The 18584-nt window shown below is 64.4% G+C and carries 18 protein-coding genes; 5 read left to right on the forward strand and 13 right to left on the reverse strand.

Annotation, left to right across the window (positions count from 1 at the left end):
- Positions 1-168 precede the first annotated feature (168 nt).
- Positions 169-1131 carry a homoserine kinase gene (locus tag GY791_11255; protein MCP4329001.1) on the forward strand — a complete coding sequence of 321 codons (963 nt, stop codon included), beginning with the start codon at positions 169-171 and terminating at the stop codon, positions 1129-1131.
- Entirely contained in the window at positions 1118-1579 is a 462-nt protein-coding gene (rnhA, locus tag GY791_11260; GenBank protein ID MCP4329002.1) for a ribonuclease HI, read from the forward strand. Before GY791_11255 ends, rnhA begins: the two co-directional genes overlap by 14 nt.
- Here the strand turns inward: rnhA and GY791_11265 are convergent.
- The gene (locus tag GY791_11265) at positions 1576-2058 is read right to left on the reverse strand and encodes a peroxiredoxin (GenBank protein ID MCP4329003.1); all 483 of its coding nucleotides are present in this window, start codon (positions 2056-2058) and stop codon (positions 1576-1578) included. The two genes, rnhA and GY791_11265, sit on opposite strands and share 4 nt — an antisense overlap.
- Before the next feature lie 107 nt (positions 2059-2165).
- Positions 2166-4286, reverse strand: a complete 2121-nt coding sequence (locus tag GY791_11270) for a hypothetical protein (GenBank protein ID MCP4329004.1) — start codon at positions 4284-4286, stop codon at positions 2166-2168.
- 122 nt (positions 4287-4408) lie between these two features.
- On the opposite strand from GY791_11270, the gene GY791_11275 reads away from it, so the two are divergent.
- Together GY791_11275 and GY791_11280 are read left to right on the forward strand one after the other, a co-directional pair.
- Positions 4409-4984, forward strand: a complete 576-nt coding sequence (locus GY791_11275; GenBank protein ID MCP4329005.1) for a YqgE/AlgH family protein — start codon at positions 4409-4411, stop codon at positions 4982-4984.
- A gap of 36 nt (positions 4985-5020) precedes the next feature.
- Positions 5021-5452, forward strand: coding sequence for a hypothetical protein (locus GY791_11280; GenBank protein ID MCP4329006.1), 432 nt, complete (start codon positions 5021-5023; stop codon positions 5450-5452).
- Positions 5453-5748: 296 nt separating this feature from the next.
- On the opposite strand, the gene GY791_11285 is transcribed toward GY791_11280, so the two are convergent.
- From GY791_11285 to coxB, 11 genes are all read right to left on the reverse strand, one after another.
- Positions 5749-6345, reverse strand: coding sequence for a GNAT family N-acetyltransferase (locus tag GY791_11285; GenBank protein MCP4329007.1), 597 nt, complete (start codon positions 6343-6345; stop codon positions 5749-5751).
- Positions 6345-7604 (reverse strand): insulinase family protein, encoded by a 1260-nt coding sequence (locus GY791_11290; protein MCP4329008.1) that lies wholly within the window; start codon positions 7602-7604, stop codon positions 6345-6347. The genes GY791_11285 and GY791_11290 overlap by 1 nt, the downstream gene beginning before the upstream one ends.
- On the reverse strand, positions 7601-9007 hold the full coding sequence (locus GY791_11295) for a threonine synthase (protein MCP4329009.1): 1407 nt from the start codon (positions 9005-9007) through the stop codon (positions 7601-7603). The genes GY791_11290 and GY791_11295 overlap by 4 nt, the downstream gene beginning before the upstream one ends.
- Before the next feature lie 158 nt (positions 9008-9165).
- A complete protein-coding gene (locus tag GY791_11300; protein MCP4329010.1) occupies positions 9166-10659 on the reverse strand; it encodes a carboxypeptidase M32 in 1494 nt (497 codons plus the stop codon).
- On the reverse strand, positions 10656-11393 hold the full coding sequence (locus GY791_11305; GenBank protein ID MCP4329011.1) for an SURF1 family protein: 738 nt from the start codon (positions 11391-11393) through the stop codon (positions 10656-10658). Before GY791_11305 ends, GY791_11300 begins: the two co-directional genes overlap by 4 nt.
- Positions 11386-11754, reverse strand: a complete 369-nt coding sequence (locus GY791_11310) for a DUF983 domain-containing protein (protein MCP4329012.1) — start codon at positions 11752-11754, stop codon at positions 11386-11388. Before GY791_11310 ends, GY791_11305 begins: the two co-directional genes overlap by 8 nt.
- Positions 11755-11764: 10 nt before the next feature.
- Entirely contained in the window at positions 11765-12589 is an 825-nt protein-coding gene (locus GY791_11315) for a cytochrome c oxidase subunit 3 (protein MCP4329013.1), read from the reverse strand.
- Between the two features lie 49 nt (positions 12590-12638).
- Positions 12639-13250 carry a cytochrome c oxidase assembly protein gene (locus tag GY791_11320; GenBank protein ID MCP4329014.1) on the reverse strand — a complete coding sequence of 204 codons (612 nt, stop codon included), beginning with the start codon at positions 13248-13250 and terminating at the stop codon, positions 12639-12641.
- A 131-nt stretch (positions 13251-13381) separates the two neighbouring features.
- Complete coding sequence (locus GY791_11325) at positions 13382-14305, reverse strand: protoheme IX farnesyltransferase (GenBank protein MCP4329015.1); 924 nt, start codon at positions 14303-14305, stop codon at positions 13382-13384.
- 39 nt (positions 14306-14344) lie between these two features.
- On the reverse strand, positions 14345-15949 hold the full coding sequence (gene ctaD, locus GY791_11330) for a cytochrome c oxidase subunit I (protein MCP4329016.1): 1605 nt from the start codon (positions 15947-15949) through the stop codon (positions 14345-14347).
- Positions 15950-15965: 16 nt separating this feature from the next.
- Entirely contained in the window at positions 15966-16772 is an 807-nt protein-coding gene (gene coxB, locus GY791_11335; protein ID MCP4329017.1) for a cytochrome c oxidase subunit II, read from the reverse strand.
- A 353-nt stretch (positions 16773-17125) separates the two neighbouring features.
- Here coxB and tldD point away from each other — a divergent pair, with 353 nt between their 5' ends.
- Positions 17126-18553: a metalloprotease TldD gene (gene tldD, locus GY791_11340; protein MCP4329018.1), complete on the forward strand. Its 1428-nt coding sequence runs from the start codon at positions 17126-17128 to the stop codon at positions 18551-18553.
- The last annotated feature ends 31 nt before the right edge of the window (positions 18554-18584 follow it).

Genomic DNA, 18584 nt, shown 5'->3' on the forward strand with positions numbered 1-18584 from the left:
GTCAAATCGGCCGCAACCGCGGTTCCGGGGTCGGCCGCACTCTAGGTGACGGTCGCATTATGCACAAGGGCTCGGGGTCGGCGTTGAATCATAGAATGGCCAGAGTTGTCAGAGGCATGCGCGATCTGTTAAGTGCTGCCCACCGCAGCCGCTGGATGCCGCGTTTCGATGGCCGTCTACACCGAAGTCTCCGATGAGGACCTGGAATCATTCATCGCCCAGTACGATGTCGGGCGGGTGATTTCCTACAAGGGAATCGCGGAAGGCGTCGAGAACACGAACTATCTGCTCCAGACCGATGTCGGCACCTATATCCTGACCCTCTACGAGAAACGCGTCGCCCGTTGCGATTTGCCCTTCTTTCTCGGCCTGATGGAACATTTGGCGGATCAGGGCATCGCCTGTCCGACCCCGATACATGGCCGCGACGGCGAGGCGCTGAGAGAGCTCTGCGATCGCCCGGCGGCGATAATTTCCTTTCTCCACGGCATGTGGCCGCGGCGCATCATGCCGCGGCATTGCCAGCTGCTGGGAGATGCGCTGGCGGCGTTCCATCTCGCCGGACAATCCTATCCGGTGCGGCGCGCCAACAACCTTTCGGTCTCGGGCTGGCGGCCGATCTATGACCAATGCGCGGCGCGCGCCGACGAGGTCGAACCCGGACTACGCGAATTCCTTGCCGCCGAGCTGGTGAAGCTCGAAACGAACTGGCCCACCGATCTGCCGGCCGGCGTCATCCACGCCGACCTGTTCCCCGACAACGTCTTCTTCCTCGAAGACAATTTATCGGGGCTGATCGATTTCTACTTCGCCTGCAACGACTTCTTCGCCTATGACCTGGCGACCTGCCTCAATGCCTGGTGTTTCGAGACCGACGGCAGTTTCAACATCACCAAGGCGCGCCAGATGCTGTCGGCCTACCGACGGACCCGGCCCCTGGCCGAGGCCGAGCTATCGGCCCTGCCGCTGCTGGCGCAGGGCAGCGCGATGCGATTCCTGCTGACCCGCCTCTATGACTGGCTGCACCACCCGGAAGGGGCGTTCGTACGGCCCAAGGATCCGCGCGAATACCTCAAGATACTCCACTTCCACCAAGGCATCACCGGCCCCGGCGCTTATGGCCTCGCCTGAAGACACAATCGTCGACATCTATACGGATGGCGCCTGCAGCGGCAATCCTGGCCCCGGCGGCTGGGCGGCGGTTCTCGACTATCGTGGCCATCGCCGCGAACTATCCGGTTCGTCGCCCGATACCACGAACAACCGCATGGAGTTGATGGCCGCGATCGCCGCCCTCGAGGCGCTGAAACGGCCGATGACGGTACGGGTCCACACCGATAGCACCTATGTCAAAGACGGCATCACGGTGTGGATCAAGGACTGGCAGGCGCGCGGTTGGAAGACGGCGGCCAAGAAACCGGTCAAGAACCGCGAATTATGGGAACGCCTGCTGGCCGCGCTCGGCCGCCACAAGGTGCAATGGCACTGGGTCCGCGGCCATGACGGCCACCCGGAGAACGAGCGCGCCGACACGCTCGCCCGAGCGGCCATCGAGAAACGTTCAGGCGATGCCGATTAGAGCTGCTTGAGAAGGTGCTCGGCGCTGCTGACCTCGAACGCGCCGCCATCCTCCAAGTTCAAAGCGGAGACGACGCCGTCGTCGACAACCATCGAGAAACGCCGGTTGCGCTTGCCAAGGCCGTGGCCGCTGGCATCGAACGCGAGCCCCATCGCGGTGGTCAGTTCGCCGTTGCCGTCGGCCAGCATCATGACCTTGTCGCCGACGCTTTGCGCCGTGCCCCAGGCGCCCATGACGAAAGGATCGTTCCACGCCAGGCAGGCAATCGCGTCGACGCCCTTGCCCTTGAGCGCGTCGGCCTGCCGGACGAAGCCGGGAAGATGCTTGGCCGAGCAGGTCGGCGTGAACGCGCCCGGAACGCCAAAGAATGCGACCTTCTTGCCGCCGAAGACGTCGCCGGTCGACATCTCGACGATGCCGTCATCGGTCATCATCCGCAACGTCGCCTCTGGAATCCTATCGCCAACTTGAATCGTCATAGTTCGTGTCCTCCACAGGCAAGAAATCTGCCGGGTTGTGAAGAGGCCGCCACATCGCCCGCGGCCCGCCGGTAAACCGCATAGATAGGCTTTCCGGTGCGACGAGTCTAGCCGCCGGCGCGGGCCCGGCGCAGTGCGTTCATGACCGCGTCGGAGGTCAGCAATTCCGGCAGCGGCAGGCCGCGCGGCGCGCCCGGTCCATAGACCGCGTTGAACGGAATACCGTAACGGCCGAAGCGGGCGAGATAGTCGGCGATGGCGTCGTCCGGGCGGGTCCAATCGGCGAGCATGGCGACGACATCGGCGGAGCCGAGTTCGCCGGCCACCGGTTCGGTGTCGAGAACGAAGCTCTTGTTTACCTTGCAGGTCAGACACCAATCCGCGGTGACATCGACGAACACCACCTTGCCGTCGCGCACCAGATCGCTGATCCGGCCGGCGGCAAACGGCGTCCATGCCGACGGCTCGCCGCTGGCGGCGGTGGCCGGGATTGGCCGGTCGCGGATGATCGCCGGGCCGGCAACCGCTAGACCGGCAACCACCAGTGCCAAGACCCAGGCCACGGCGCCGGCCGGCGGCACGAGGCGACGGCCAAGCCACAGCAGGGCGACGATCGCAACCATGGCGGCCAGGGTGGCGACGGCCGCCGACGCGCCGACTTGCGCCGCCAGCACCGAGAGCAACCACAGCCCGGTCCCGGCCAGCGCCGCACCGAGGATGCGGCGAAGCACAGCCATCCACGGTCCCGGCCGCGGCAGTCGTGTTGCCAGGGCCGGGAACGTCGCTACCGCCAGGTAGGGAATAGCCAGGCCGAGGCCGAGAACGAGGAAGACGGCAATGATTTCAATGGCCCCGCGCGACAGGGCGAAGCCCACGGCGGAGCCGAGGAACGGCGCCGAACACGGGGTCGCGAGCAGAGTGGCGAACGCGCCGGTGAGGAAGTGGCCGCGCAGCGAGGTGTCGTGGCCGGGGGTGCTGAATCGATCGGAAATGCCGCCAGGAAGGCGGATTTCGAATAGGCCCCACAGATTGGCCGCGAACAGGGTCAGGATCAAAGTCATCACGGCGAGGAACACCGGTTGCTGGAATTGAATTCCCCAGCCGACCGCCATGCCGGCCGATTTGACCACGATCAGCGCGACCCCGATGACCAGGAACGAGAACACGATCCCGGCAGCCGTCGCCAGGAACCCGGCACGCACGTCGCCGGGGGCGCCACCGCCGTGCTTGACCACCGACAGAAGCTTGAGCGACAGCACCGGCAGGACGCAGGGCATCAGATTGAGAATCAGGCCACCGGCCAAAGCGAGACCGAGAATACCCAACAGGGTCCCCAGCGTCGGTCCGCCGTCGGTGCCGGTAACGGCCGGAACCGGCACCTCCATGGCGCGAGACCCGTCGACCACGGTCAGGGTGATGTCCTTACCGGCCAGATCGGCGCTGTCCTTGCCAATGGTGCTGACATCGATCTCGAAGACCGCCTCCCGCCGGTCGTCCGCAAAGGTCAACGTCGGAGCGCCGAATTCGAAGCGATCGGGCGCCTCGACATAGAGGTCGGGTTCCGAGAACGGCGGGTCGGCGCTGGCGGCAACTCGCAGCAACTGCGCGCCACCGTGCCCGACGATGGTGGCTTCATTGACCGCCATGCCGACCGCCGCGCCATCGCCCGGGACCTGCGCCGCGAAACGATCGAGAAGCTGGGCGTAGGGGGTCGGGAACGCGGAACCGGAGGGCAGGCTCAGCGCGAGATCGGCCTCGTAGGGCACGCAGATCTCGTCGCAGGTCAGGTAATTGACCCGTGCGGCGATGGTCAGCGGGTCGCCCGGCCGCTGCAGCGCCACCGAGATCGGGAACACCACCTCGTCCTTGTAACCGAGGGTATCGAGGCCGAGGACGCTGAACCGCTTCGGCGCCGGCCACCGCATCACCGAATCGGCAAGGTTGTCGGAACCGGCCCAGTCGATAGACGGTGGGAACCCGGCCGCGCCCGGATTACGCCAATACACCTTCCAGTTGGGAATGAGCTTGAATTGAAGTCCGAGTTGAACGGTGTCCGTCTCTCCGGTGGCCGTCGTCGCCGCGACCAGCCGGACCTCCGTCTGATCCGTCGTGACCCAGGGCGAGGCCGCGGCCATGGACGAGCTTTGGCCATGCGCCACCGCCGCCGCGCCAACCACCGCCAGCGCCGCGAGCAAGGGCACTCGCACAAGATTTACCGCAACCCACATCGTCCGGCCGAATAACGTCGTCACGAAATCAACAAAATATCCAATTAGGTCGATTGTATGACTTTAAAAGTCAATTTAACGTGTAAGCGACGGAATTGGATAAGGCGCGAAGCACAAATCCGATGATACCAGAATCCGATAGCGGCGGGTACCTGCCAGGGCATTTGCTGATTGCCATGCCGACGATGGAAGATCCTCGGTTTTCCCGCGCGGTGATCTATATGTGCGCCCACAACGCCGAAGGCGCGATGGGGCTTGTCGTTAACAAGGAGCTGGATTCCTTAAGTTTTTCCGAATTGCTCAAGCAAGTCGGGGTCGATCCGCCGCCGGCCGACAAGGAGATCCGGGTCCATTTCGGCGGCCCTGTCGAGACCGGCCGCGGTTTCGTTCTCCATTCGGCGGACTACGATCAGGGCGGGACGCTCACCGTCGACGACACTTTCGCGGTGACGGCATCGATCGATATCCTGCGCGATATCGCCCTCGGCAACGGTCCGGATCGGAGCCTGTTGGCACTCGGCTATGCCGGATGGGGGCCCGGCCAGCTGGAAACGGAGATACAGGCCAATGGCTGGCTGCACTCGAGCGCCGACCCGGAACTGGTCTTCGCCACCGATCTCGAGGCCAAGTGGCTGCGTGCGGTCGCCGCCCTCGGCATCGACCCCTCGATGCTGGCCGGCGAGCCGGGCCACGCCTGAGCCCCGATCGACCTCAAATTTACGGACCTCGTCGTCATGGACAGATTGCCCCGCGATCTGACGATCGCTTTCGCCGCCGGCGCGCTTGGAGCGCTGGCCAATTCGCTGACGGCTTGGGCCTTTGGCGAGCTCGGCATTACCGGCGCTCTCGGGGTACGGATTTCGCCGACCCTGTCGCCGCAATGGTTCTACCAGCGACTGGTTTGGGGCGGAATTTGGGGGTTCCTTCTCGTGCTGCCGTTTCTCCGCGCGAATTGGCCGTTGCGCGGGCTCGTGTTCAGCATCGCGCCCTCATTGGCGCTCTTGTTGATCGTCTTGCCGATCAAGACGCAGGCGGGTGTCGGCGGCTTCGGCCTCGGCGCCCTGACGCCGGTTTTCGTATTTTTCTTCAACGCGGTGTGGGGCCTGGTCGCGGCCTGGTGGTTCCGTGCGATGACCGCGCCGGCGACCGTCGCCGACACCCGGTAGGCGCGGTCGAGCGATTGAACACGCGATCCGAGCAATCCGGCCGCACAACCTATCCGTTTAGGTAGGTAACCTATCCATTTGAACAGCTGTATCCGGTTGGCAACGGCGATAGACTTTCAACCGGCAGATTCAAAAGCCATCACAAAGAATCTTCCAACCCTCGCTGGGATGCATATCCAGTCCACTGCATTCCAGTCGAAGCCAACGCAGAGCGGTCATGTTTCGGCATGGCCGCTCTTTTTTGCGGCCCAGGAAGACGGTTTCACAGGCCATACGAGTTAAGAAAAGAACCCCGGCTAACGCCGGCGGGCGAGATAGTCTTCGCGCACCAGACCGAACAACAGGTGATCGCTCCAACTCCCGTTGATCAACAAATAGAGGCGCGCCCGACCCTCCTCGTCGAAATCGAATTTCCGCAGCAACTCGCGGCTCGCCCCGTTGTCGGGCTGACAGGCGGCCTCGATCCGGTGCAGGTTGAGCTGTCCGAAGGCGTATTTCGCGAGGCAATGCAGCGCCGCCGTCATATACCCCCGGCGCGCGTGGCGGCGGCTGATCCAGTAACCGATGGTGCCCGCCTGAGCCACGCCGCGGCGAATATTGGATAGGGTGATGCCGCCGACCAGCGCCTCGTCATCGCGCCGAAAGATGAAGAACGCATGGCCGGTTCCCTCGCGTCGTTCCGCCTCGAACTGACGCAGCCTCAGCCGATAGGCGCTGCGGGTCAGTGCATCGCGCGGCCAGGTCGGCTCCCACGGCTGCAAGAAATCCCGCGATTCGGCGCGAACCTCGGCCCAGGCGGACCAATCGGAATCGCGCGGATGGCGCAGATAGACCCCATCGCCGTCGAGGTGCACGCCACCCGAAAGGCCGGTGGCGCTGCGCAGGAAACCAATCACGCCGCCAGCCTCGCGCGAATATTCTCATAGGATTGGAGCCCACCTATTGGACCCAGCGCGGCAACCGACGGCGGGCTTTCGAGCAAGCGTGCCGCCACGCGCTCTATGGCCGTCTCGTCGACCGCTTCGATGCGGGCGACCAGTTCCTCTTCGGTCAGAACGCGGCCATAGCGCAACAGATGGAGCGCGTGTATTTCGCCGCGGGCATCCATGCTTTCGAGCCCCATCAGCAACTGGGCCTTGAGCTGGGCCTTGGCGCGATCGAGTTCGGCCTCGCGCAGGTCGCCGGCCAGACCGGCGACCTGATCGCAGATAACCGGCACCAACTCTTCGATCTGGTGCCCGCCGGTGCCGGCATAGATCCGAAACAGGCCGGTATCGGCGTATGCCGCCGTCATCGAAAAGATCGAATAGGCCAAACCTCGCTTCTCCCGCACCTCCTGAAACAGGCGCGACGACATGCCGCCGCCGAGCATCGTCGAGAACAACGACAACGCCGGCAGGTCCTCGTCGTGGAGCGACAACGCGCCAAAGCCGAACAGCACATGGGCCTGCTCGAGATCCTGGTCGGTCCGGGATTCGCCACCGCCATACCGCCCCGCCGATGGCGTCGCCGCCGTCCCCCGCGGCATGTCGCCAAAACCCTCGGCGACCAATTCGACGACGCGATCGTGATCGACCTTGCCGGCGGCGGAAAATACCGCCCGCCCGGTGTGGTAATGGTCGGCCATGAAATCGAACAAGTTCTCGCGGGCCATGGTGCACACGGTCTCGGTATCGCCGAGAACAGGCCGCCCCAACGCTTGTCCGGGAAACGCCGCGCCCTGCATATGGTCGAAGATAATGTCGTCGGGTGTGTCCTGGGCCTGACCGATCTCCTGCAGGACCACCGCGCGCTCGCGCTCCAACTCATCAAAGTCGAGAGCTGGGTTCATCACCATGTCGGCGAGGATATCCACCGCCAACGAGAGGTCGGCTTTCAGAACTTTGGCGTGGTAGGCCGTGTTCTCGCGCGTCGTGTAGGCATTGATATGGCCGCCGACGGCCTCGATTTCCTCCGCGATGTCGAGCGCCGACCGCCGCGCCGTGCCTTTGAACAGCATGTGTTCGATGAGGTGGGCGACACCGTTATTCGCGGGCTCCTCTTGCCGGGCGCCGGCGCCGAGCCACAATCCGACGGATGCGGTTTCAACGTGATCAGCGGTGTCGCTGACGACACGCAGGCCATTGTCGAGCGTGGTGATACGGATCGTCATGCGGCACCGTCGAGCATGGTATGGCCGCGGACATAGCCCTCGACGGCGGCGAGGTCGTTGGCCAGCGACGTGACCCGCTCCTGCCGTTCAAGGAGATCGCTGAGATGGGCCGGCAAAGCCGGACGTATACCCGTCGCCGCCTCGACGGCATCGGGAAATTTGGCCGGGTGCGCGGTCGCCAGGGCAACGACCGGGACATCGCCTTGGTCGCGGATGGCGCGCGCCGCAGCCAAACCGACGGCGGTATGTGGGTCGATCAATTGTCCGGTCTCCTCGTAATGGCCTCGCATCACCGATTTGGTTTCGTCGTCGTCGAGCCGATGGGCAACAAAAAGCTCGCGCGCGGCCCGCCACCGCGCATCGCCCATGTCGAGAACCCCGGTTGCGCGCATCGCGGTCATTGCCTCGGCCACCGCAGCGCCGTCGCGGCCGTAGAGCTCGAAAACCAGGCGCTCGAAATTGCTCGACACCTGAATGTCCATGCTCGGGCTCAGAGTCGGCACAACTTCCCGCATCTCCATTCGGCCGCTATTGAAATAGCGGGTTAGTATATCGTTGCGATTCGATCCGATGGCAAGGCGGCCGATCGGCAAACCCATGCGGGCGGCCGCATAGCCGGCGAAGACGTTGCCAAAGTTGCCGGTCGGCACGGCGAAGGATACCGGCCGGTCGGGACCGCCGACCCGGAGCGCCGCATAGACGTAATAGACGATCTGCGCCATCACCCGCGCCCAGTTTATCGAGTTCACCGCGGTGATGCGGACGTCGCGGCGAAAGGCGGTGTCGTTGAACATCGCCTTGACCAAGTCCTGGCAGTCGTCGAACGTCCCCTCGATTTCGATATTGTGCACATTGGCCGACGCCACCGTGGTCATCTGCCGGCGCTGCACCTCGGACACGCGACCCTTGGGGTGGAGCATGAAAATCTCGATCCGATCGCGGTCGCGGCACGCCTCTATGGCCGCCGAACCGGTATCGCCGGAGGTCGCGCCGACAACCGTTACACGCTCGCCATGAACCTCGAGCACATGGTCGAACAACCGTCCGACCAATTGCAGCGCATAATCCTTGAATGCCAGGGTCGGGCCCTGGAACAGCTCCAGCATCCACAGATCGTCGTCGACCCGGCGAAGCGGCGCGACCTCGGGGGAGTCGAACCGGGCATAGGTCTCGGCGACCATGTCATGGAAACTGCGCGGCGGGATACGCCCGCCGACAAAGGGCGTCATCACGCGGACCGCCGCCTCGGCGTAGGGCAGGCCGTCGAGCGCGCGGAACGCGTCGGCGGAAAGCCGCGGCCATTCCGCTGGTACATAGAGGCCGCCGTCGGACGCCAAGCCGGCGAGCAACACATCGTCGAATTCGAGGGCCGCGGCCGCCCCGCGGGTGCTTACATAGTGCAAAACCGGACACTCTCTTTTTGCGCCGCTCAGACTAAAACTTCGCCCCCCGAAACCGCAAGACGCGCGTCGGTATCGGGCCCGCCGGGACGGGATGGTGCACGATTGGCCAATCGCATCGACCGCACGTGATCATCGAATGCCGCGCCCCATCCAAAGCACTATGCGTCGAGGTACCGGGTCTCGAGGTGGCGGCGAAAACAGGCCGGATCGAGCGGCCGCCCGGTGGCCGCGACGACGACTTCTGCGGTCGACAGGCGCGACCCATGTCCGTGCACGTTGGTGCGCAACCACGACAACAGCGGACGGAAATCGCCCTTGGCGATGCCGGGACGAATGTCCGGGTCGGCCGCTTCGGCGGCAGCGAAGAGCTGGGCCGCGATCATCGCGCCGAGCGTGTAGGTCGGGAAATAGCCCCACGCGCCGTCGTACCAGTGCAGATCCTGAAGGCACCCGTCACGGTCATTGGCGGGGCGAATGCCGAGTAACGATTCCATGCCGTCGTTCCAGGCTGCCGGAAGGTCGGCGACGGCCAGCTCGTCGGCGATCATCGCCCGCTCGAGGCGATAGCGCAGGATGACATGGGCCGGATAGGTCACCTCGTCGGCCTCGACGCGGATAAAACTGCGTTCGACCCGGGTGTAGTGCCGGTAGATGTTGTCCTCCGACCAATCGCCGCCGTTGCCGCCCAGCTTTTCCCGCATCAGCGGCGCGGCGAAGGTGACGAACTCGCGCGACCGGCAGGCTTGCATTTCCATCAGCAGCGACTGGCTTTCGTGCAGCGCCATGCCCCGCGACTGGCCGACCGGCTGATAGCGCCATTCTTGCGGCAACTGATATTCGTAGAGTGCATGCCCGGTCTCGTGAATGACCGCCATCAGCGTTTCGGTGAAGTCGCGGTCGCTGTAACGGGTGGTGATGCGGAGGTCGTCGGGCGCACCGCCGGAAAAGGGATGGGCGCTGGTATCGAGCCGCCCGTGTTCGAAATCGAAGCCAAGAACCGCCATTATGCTGTGGCCGAGCTCGCGCTGGCGATCTTCGGCGATACCGGCGGCAAAGGCGGCGACCGCTGGCTGCGCGGTTTGGCGGACCAGCACGCGATCGATCAAATCGGGCAGGAAGGCGGCGACATCCTCGAACACGCGATCGATCTCGACGGCCCGGCCGGCGGGCTCGAATTCGTCGAGAAGCGCATCGTAGGGGGTGGTGCCGAGCGCCTCCGCCTTGCGGGCAGCGATTTCGCGCACCCGCGCCAGCATCTCTTCCAGGTACGGCCGCACGGTGGCGAAATCGGCCTTGGGCCGGGCCTCGCGCCACACCATGTCACCGGTCGAGCAGATCTTGCTGAACGCCGCCACCAGGTCCGCATCGAGCGCATTGGCGTGGATCCACTGGCGCCGCATCTCGCGCAGATTGGCGGCCTGCCAGGGATCGAGACCCGCGGCCTCGGATTCGGCGGCATCAAGCAGGTCGGCGAGCGCCGGATCGGTCATCAGTTCGTGATGGATCACGCGCAGGGTCGCCATCTGCTCGCCGCGGGTTTCGGCGCCCCCGGGCGGCATGATGACCGATGCGTCCCAGTGCAGGACGCCGATCGCGTCACCGAGGATCGCGAGCCGGCGAAACCGCGTCTCGAGCCCCTCGTATGCAGTCATGGAGCGTTGAGCCGGCGGACATAGACGACGTAAATGACAGCCAACGCAACCGCCAGACAGAACCAGGTGATGGCGTATTGCAGATGGTCGTTGGGCAGTTCCCACCTCGTCTGGCCGCCGATCGGTAGTTCGACGCTCTGGGACCTGCCGGCTTCGATATAAACCGGGACGACATTTTTGAGTTCGAGGTGGCGGCCAATGGCGTCGATATCGACGACGAACCAGAATTCCTCTTCAGGGCTGTCTTCCGGCGTCAGCCAGCCGCGTTTTCCGGTCGTGCGGGCGACCCCTGCCACCGTAATCTCGCCGGCGGTCAGGGACCCGGGCCGGTTGGCGCGGTCATGCGAACGGAGCGGTATCCAGCCGCGGTCGACGATGACGTCGGTGCCGTCGGAACGGCGCAGCGGCGTCAGCACGTGGTAGCCCAGATTGCCGTTCAGCGAGCGGGCGCCGAGATAGGTTTCCCGGTCATGGTCGAAGACACCGGTTGCCGTTACCCGCCGGAAATCCCAATCCTCGGCGGCCTCGATCACACTCGGCAGCGGTATTGGCCGCGCCTTCAATGCGGCCTTGCGCTCCGCGATCACCGAATCCTTCCATTCAAGCCGCTCGACCTGCCACAGTGAGAGGGCGAGCATGGCGACGATCGCGCCGCCGGCGAACACCGTCGCCCACAGCGGCAGCCGCCAACGGCCGCAGCGAAACGTCCGTTCGCCCGATCCTGTGTCAGTCATGCGACGCGAGCAGATCGTGCTTGAATTGCAGGGCGATCAGCATCGCCTTGAGCGGCCGCAGCATGAGCAGCGACAGGCCGATCACGATTGGCGGCCACAAAACGACGTGGACCCAATAGGGCGGTGTGAAGAATACTTCGACCATGATCGCCAGGAAAACCACGACAAAGCCGAGGATGAGGATGATAAAGACCGCCGGGCCGTCACCGCTGTCATGGGCGCGAAGGTCGAGCCCGCATTCCGCGCAGGTCTCGGCGACGGTCAGATAACCGCTATAGAGCCGCCCGCGGCCGCAGCGCGGGCAGCGGCAGCCGAGACCGGCGGTGAGCGGGGAAATGGCCGGATAGTACGGCTCTGTCATCCGTGCCCGGTCAATTGTGGAACGGGGTGTCGCCGCTGCCCCAGACATAGACGCAGACGAACAGGAAGATCCACACCACGTCGACGAAATGCCAGTACCAGGCCGCCGCCTCGAAGCCGAAATGGTGATCGGGCTTGAAATGGCCCTTCACGGCGCGGAAGAAACAGACGATCAAGAAGGTCGTGCCGATGATGACGTGGAAGCCGTGAAAGCCGGTCGCCATGAAGAACGCCGACGGATAGATGCCCTCGGTGAAGCCGAACGGCGCGTGGGTGTATTCGTAGGCCTGGACACAGGTGAACAGGATACCGAGCACGACCGTCAGACCGAGGCCGTAGATCAGGCCCTGGCGATTGCCCTCGCGCAGCGCATGGTGAGCCCAGGTCACGGTGCAGCCCGAGGTCAGCAGGATCAAGGTGTTCATGAACGGCAGATCCCACGGATTGAATACCGCCTCGATGCTTTCCGGCGGCCACACACCGCCGGTCGCCTCGGTCGGGAACAGGCTGGCGTTGAAGAAGGCCCAGAAGAAGGCGACAAAGAACATCACCTCGGAGGCGATGAACAACGCCATGCCATAGCGCAAGCCGAGCTGAACGACCGGCGTATGGTGGCCCTCGACCATGGCCTCGCGAATCACGTCGCGCCACCACATCCACATCGTCGCCAGGATCATGAGCAAGCCGATCGCCATGACCGACCAATGGCCGCCATGCATATACCAGATGGCGCCGACGGCGAGGATGAAGGCGGCGACCGCGCCGACCGCCGGCCACGGGCTCGGATCGACCAGGTGGTAGGGGTGCTTTTGCTCGTGGGCGTGGCTGTCAGTCATCGTACTTTCCCCTGGTTTGGGCGGTTTGCGGCCCGGTCCATTGTCATGCTCATTGCGCCGCCGCGAGGCGTTCCTCAGCCGTCGTCCACGCGGCCTGCTCCGCCGTCGCATCGGGCTTGTCTTCGAGATCGCGGAAAAAGGTATAAGAGAGCGTAATCGAGGTCACGTCATCGAGATTGGGGTCGGCCGCCAGATCGGGATCGATAAAGAACGAGACCGGCATTTCCAGGCTTTCGCCCGGCGCCAAGCGCTGCTCGGTGAAGCAAAAGCACTCGATCTTGGTGAAATAATAGCCCGCCTTCTGGGGCGTCACATTGAATGTCGCGGTGCCGACGATCGCCTCTTCGCCGGTGTTCCGGGCCTGATAAAAGGCCAATGTCTGCTCGCCGAGACGCACCACGACCTCGCGCTGGCTGGGCTCGAACTCCCACGGCAAGCGGGAATTGACGTCGGCGTTGAAGCGCACAATCATCTCGCGCTCGCCGATTACCGCCGGTGCTTCCACCGCCGTATTGGTCGTGCCGCCATAGCCGGTGGCCTGGCAGAACCATTGGTAGAGCGGTACCGAGGCGTAGACCAACCCGCCCATCGCCATGATCACCATCGCCAGGCCCGCCACCGTGATCGCGTGGCGTCGTCTCGGGTTCGCCGCCGCGTTCATCTCAACCGCCCCCCATCCGAACCAGGGTGACGACGTAGAACAGCACGACGAGCCCGCCGAGGACGGCGAGCAAAGCCAGGTTGCGGCCACGGTTGCGACGGTGCTGCGCGCTGAGTTGGCGGCCCGCCACATCACGCTCCCGAAGCCGGCGCTCGGTCGGCCAGCATCAACAGGAACAACAGGAAGAGATACAGGATCGAATAACCGAACATCAGTCGCGCCGTGCGTTCGACCGGATCGCGCCAAACCCGGATGGCGCAGACCATGAACAGGGCGCCGAGCACCGCCGCGCCGGCGAAATAGGTCCAGCCGGTCGCGCCCAGCAGGGTCGGCGCAAGCGTCACCGGCACCAGGCAGATGGTATAGATCAGGATCTGGCGCCGGGTCTCGGCCTCGCCGGCGACGACCGGCAACATCGGCACCCCGGCCCGCTCGTAGTCGCCGCGCCGATAGAGCGACAGCGCCCAGAAGTGGGGCGGTGTCCACATGAATATGATGGCGAACAGCGCGATGCTCGCCAAGGTGACGTCGCCGCCGACGGCGGCCCACCCGACCATTGGCGGAAACGCGCCCGCCGCGCCGCCGATGACGATGTTGTGCGGCGTCCGGCGTTTCAACCAAATCGTATAAACGAAGACATAGAAGGCGATGGTCAGCGCCAACAGGGCGGCCGCCGTCCAATTGACCGCGAGCCCCATGATGGCGACCGCGCCGAGGGCCAGGAAACAGCCGAACTCCAACGCCGTCGTCGGCGCCACCCGGGCGGTCGGAATCGGCCGCCCGCGAGTGCGCTCCATCAGCGCGTCGATGTCGCGGTCGTACCACATGTTGATCGCCCCGGACGCGCCCGCCGCGGCGGCGATGCACAGGATCGCGACCAGCGCCAGCACCGGGTGGAGCGTCCCCGGCGCCAGCATCATGCCGCAGAATGCGGTAAACACCACCAGCGACATCACCCGCGGTTTCATCAGTTCGACGAAGTCGCGCGCCGATGCCGGCGCCGCAGTGTCATACACCGGTGCCGGGATGCGCGTTTCTAGCGATGTACCGCTCATCGTCATCGGCCGTTCCGCTGTCGATCCGCCATCCGCCGCCTACTTGATCTGCGGCAGTTCCTCGAAGGTATGGAACGGCGGCGGCGAGCTCACCGTCCATTCGAGTGTGGTCGCGCCCTCACCCCACGGATTGGCGCCGACCCGTTCGCCGGCGGTGAAGGTCCGCCACAACAGATAGACGAAGATCAGCATCCCGACGCCCGTGAGGTAGGATCCGAGCGACGCGATCATGTTCCACCCGGCGTAAGCGTCGGGGTAGTCGGGAACGCGACGCGGCATCCCGGCGACGCCGACGAAATGCATCGGGAAGAAGGTCACATTGACGCCGATGAAGGTGACCCAGAAGTGGAGTCGGGCGATCGCGCTCGGATACATTCGGCCGCACATCTTGGGCAGCCAGTAATAGAAGCCGGCAAAGATGGCGAACACCGCACCGATCGACAGCACATAGTGGAAATGGGCGACCACGAAATAGGTGTCGTGGAGCGCGGTATCGAGCCCCGCATTGGACAGCACGACCCCGGTCACGCCGCCGGCCGTGAACACAAAGATGAAGCCGATCGCCCACATCATCGGCACCCGGAAATGAAGCGAGCCGCCCCACATAGTGGCGATCCAGCTGAAGATCTTGATTCCCGTCGGCACCGCGATGATCATCGTCGCCGCGGTGAAATAGGCCTTGGTATCGACGTCGAGGCCGGCCGTATACATGTGGTGGGCCCAGACGATGAAACCGATGAAACCGATCGCGATCATCGCGTAGACCATGCCGAGATAGCCGAACACGGGCTTGCGCGCGAAGGTCGACACGACCTGCGAGATGATGCCGAAGCCGGGCAGGATCAGGATGTAGACTTCCGGATGGCCGAAGAACCAGAACAGGTGCTGGAACAGGAGCGGATCGCCGCCGCCTGCGGGCTCGAAGAATGCGGTGCCAAAATTGCGGTCGGTCAACAGCATGGTGATGCCGCCGGCGAGGACCGGCAGCGACAACAGCAGCAGCCACGCGGTGATCAGGATCGACCACACGAACAGCGGCATCTTGAACAAGGTCATGCCGGGCGCGCGCATGTTGAAGATCGTCGTGATGAAATTGATCGCGCCCAGGATCGACGACGCGCCGGCCAGGTGAAGGCTGAGGATCGCCATGTCGACCGCGGCATCGGGATGACCGATCTGAGCCGATAGCGGCGGATAGACCGTCCACCCGGTACCGGCGCCGCTGGCTACCGTGAACGAACCGACGAGCAACAGGGCGGACGGAATCAGCAGCCAGAAACTGATGTTGTTCATGCGCGGGAAGGCCATGTCCGGAGCGCCGATCATGATCGGCACGATCCAGTTGCCGAAACCGCCGATCATCGCCGGCATGATCATGAAGAACACCATGATCAGGCCGTGGCCGGTGACCAGAACGTTGAAAAAGTGATAGTCGTCGCCGAGGATGCCATCGCCGGGCGCGGCCAGCTCGATGCGCATGATGATCGACATGAGCGCACCGACGATGCCGAAGACGACGGCGAAGACCAAATACATCGTGCCGATGTCCTTGTGGTTCGTCGAATAGACGAACCTACGCCATCCCGTCGGATGGTCGGGGTGCTCGTGATGGTCGTGGACCGCTGCCGTGTCGCCGTCGCTCATCGCGTATTCTCCTAACTCAGTCGATGCTCGGCGCTGTCGCGCCGGCGATTTGGTTGGCGCCGGCCGGTGGCGCCGCGGCCGCCTGTTGCTCGGCGACCCATTTCTCGAACGCGTCTTTCGATACCGCTTCGACGGCGATCGGCATGAAGCCGTGATTGACCCCGCACAGCTCCGAGCACTGGCCGTAGTAGAGGCCCTCGCGCTGGATATTGACCCAGGTCTCGTTGATCCGGCCCGGAACCGCGTCGATCTTCGAACCGAAGGCCGGAATGGTCCAGGAGTGAATGACATCGTCGGCGGTCACGAGAATCCGGACGATCGTATCGACGGGCAAGACGATATTGGTGTCGGTGGCCAACAGCCGCGGTTGGTCCGGCAGCAACTCGTCGTCGGGGACCATGAACGAATCGAATTCGATGCCCCCGTGGTCCGGATATTCGTAGGTCCAGTACCATTGGTGGCCGATCGCCTTGATCGTCATCTCCGGATCCGGGATCACGTCCTCTTTGTATAGGAGCTTGAACGAGGGAACGACGATCAGCACCAGGATCAAGATCGGCACCACCGTCCAGATGACCTCGACCAGCGCGTTGTGGGTGGTCTTCGACGGGATCGGGTTGCGTTTGTGATGGAAGCTGTAAACCGTCCACGCCAGCAGCGCCAACACGAACGCCGAAATCAATACGATGATGATTGATATCAGGAAATTGAAGCTGCGGATGTCCTCCATGACCGGCGTCGCCGCCGGTTGAAGGTTGATTTGCCACGGTACCGGTTCCCCCCCGGCGGCGCCGAGAACGAGCGCCGCAACGGCTACCGCCATCCCCTTGAGAACGACGCCGATCTTGCTGAATGCCATATCGTTTGCCCCAATTGTCGGCTTGGATGTCGAAACGGCGGCATCGACAGGCGTCAGTGCCGCAGCGGGCGGACCTTACACCACCAATTCATTGACCCTCAACGCCATGGCGCCCGCACCCCGCGGCGGCTGTAGGCGCGACCCAATTCCGCCACCCTATTCCTTTGATTCCAAACGAAAAAAAATCGATCCGTGGGCCGTGCGACACGATGTCGCAGAAAACCGGGCGCGGCCGTGGCGTTTCGGCCGCGGCGATGCCATATTTGATCCCTATCCGCGACGCCAAGATTCGAACCAGTCGAGAAGAGAGTGATGCCATGACCGCAACCGACGCCCTGTTCTTCGAGCGCACCGATCTCGACCCCGATCGCGTCGAGAGGATCGTCGACGATGCGCTGACCGGATGCGACGACGGCGAATTGTTCCTCGAATACTGCCAGTCGGAGAGCCTGGTTTTCGACGACGGCAAGCTGAAATCCGCCGGCTTCGACACCAGCCAGGGCTTCGGTTTGCGTGCCGTCGACGGCGAAGCCATCGGCTATGCCCACGCCTCGGAGCTGTCGGAGGCGGCGATCCGACGCGCCGCCGACACCGTGCGTGCGGTGCGCAGCGGCCGTTCGGGGGCGATGGCGGCACCACCGCCGGGGACCAACCAGACCCTCTACATCGACGCCAACCCGTTGGAAGGGGTGCCGTTCGAAGACAAGGTCAAGCTGTTGGCCGATATCGACCGCCACCTCCGTGACCGGGACCAGCGGGTGCGTCAGGTTTCGGTCTCGCTGTCGGGCCAGTGGCAGGCGGTCCGAATCCTCCGCGCCGACGGCGCCGGCGTCGGCGACATCCGCCCGCTGGTGCGGCTCAACGTGACCGTTATCGCCGAGAATGACGGGCGCATGGAATCGGGCAGCCATGGCGCCGGCGGCCGCGCGCTTTACGACGAATGGCTGCAGCCGGAGAACTGGCGGGAGCAGGCCGACGAGGCGTTGCGGCGGGCGTTGGTCAACCTCGAATCGGTTGCGGCGCCGGCCGGCGAAATGCCGGTCGTGCTCGGCCCCGGCTGGCCCGGCATCCTGTTGCACGAGGCGATCGGCCACGGCCTCGAGGGCGATTTCAACCGCAAGAAGACTTCGGCCTTCGCCGGGCTGCTCGGCGAGCGTATCGCGTCGCCCGGGGTGACCGTGGTCGATGACGGCACCCTCGCCGACCGGCGCGGCTCGCTCACCGTCGACGACGAAGGCACGCCAACGCAGAATACGACATTGATCGAGGACGGCATCCTCGTCGGATTCATGCAGGACCGGCAGAACGCGCGGCTAATGGGCATGGCGCCGACCGGCAACGGCCGCCGCGAGAGCCACGCCCACCACCCGATGCCGCGTATGACCAATACCTATATGCTGGCCGGCAATCATGCGCCGGACGAGATCATCGGCGCCGTCGACCGCGGCCTCTATGCGGTCAATTTCGGCGGCGGCTCGGTCGATATCACATCGGGCAAATTCGTGTTCTCGGCGGCCGAGGCCTATCTCATCGAGGATGGGCGGATCGGCGCGCCGGTCAAGGGCGCGACGCTGGTCGGCAATGGGCCCGACGCCTTGACCAAGATCAGCATGGTCGGCAACGACATGGCTCTCGATCCGGGCGTCGGCACCTGCGGCAAGGATGGCCAAGGCGTCCCGGTGGGCGTCGGCCAGCCGACCCTGTTGCTCGACGCAATGACCGTCGGCGGCACCGAAGCAGCGTAGCTCTCTCCACCCAACCGATGGATTGCTGAGC

Source organism: Alphaproteobacteria bacterium (assembly GCA_024244705.1).
In the GTDB taxonomy this organism is placed as follows: Bacteria; Pseudomonadota; Alphaproteobacteria; order JAAEOK01; family JAAEOK01; genus JAAEOK01.

Coding starts and splice junctions, on each gene's coding strand:
- GY791_11255 (MCP4329001.1), top strand. CDS start 169: ATGGCCGTCTACACCGAAGTCTCCGATGAGGACCTGGAATCATTCATC.
- rnhA (MCP4329002.1), top strand. CDS start 1,118: ATGGCCTCGCCTGAAGACACAATCGTCGACATCTATACGGATGGCGCC.
- GY791_11265 (MCP4329003.1), bottom strand. CDS start 2,058: ATGACGATTCAAGTTGGCGATAGGATTCCAGAGGCGACGTTGCGGATG.
- GY791_11270 (MCP4329004.1), bottom strand. CDS start 4,286: ATGTGGGTTGCGGTAAATCTTGTGCGAGTGCCCTTGCTCGCGGCGCTG.
- GY791_11275 (MCP4329005.1), top strand. CDS start 4,409: ATGATACCAGAATCCGATAGCGGCGGGTACCTGCCAGGGCATTTGCTG.
- GY791_11280 (MCP4329006.1), top strand. CDS start 5,021: ATGGACAGATTGCCCCGCGATCTGACGATCGCTTTCGCCGCCGGCGCG.
- GY791_11290 (MCP4329008.1), bottom strand. CDS start 7,604: ATGACGATCCGTATCACCACGCTCGACAATGGCCTGCGTGTCGTCAGC.
- GY791_11300 (MCP4329010.1), bottom strand. CDS start 10,659: ATGACTGCATACGAGGGGCTCGAGACGCGGTTTCGCCGGCTCGCGATC.
- GY791_11305 (MCP4329011.1), bottom strand. CDS start 11,393: ATGACTGACACAGGATCGGGCGAACGGACGTTTCGCTGCGGCCGTTGG.
- GY791_11310 (MCP4329012.1), bottom strand. CDS start 11,754: ATGACAGAGCCGTACTATCCGGCCATTTCCCCGCTCACCGCCGGTCTC.
- GY791_11315 (MCP4329013.1), bottom strand. CDS start 12,589: ATGACTGACAGCCACGCCCACGAGCAAAAGCACCCCTACCACCTGGTC.
- GY791_11320 (MCP4329014.1), bottom strand. CDS start 13,250: ATGAACGCGGCGGCGAACCCGAGACGACGCCACGCGATCACGGTGGCG.
- GY791_11325 (MCP4329015.1), bottom strand. CDS start 14,305: ATGAGCGGTACATCGCTAGAAACGCGCATCCCGGCACCGGTGTATGAC.
- ctaD (MCP4329016.1), bottom strand. CDS start 15,949: ATGAGCGACGGCGACACGGCAGCGGTCCACGACCATCACGAGCACCCC.
- coxB (MCP4329017.1), bottom strand. CDS start 16,772: ATGGCGGTAGCCGTTGCGGCGCTCGTTCTCGGCGCCGCCGGGGGGGAA.
- tldD (MCP4329018.1), top strand. CDS start 17,126: ATGACCGCAACCGACGCCCTGTTCTTCGAGCGCACCGATCTCGACCCC.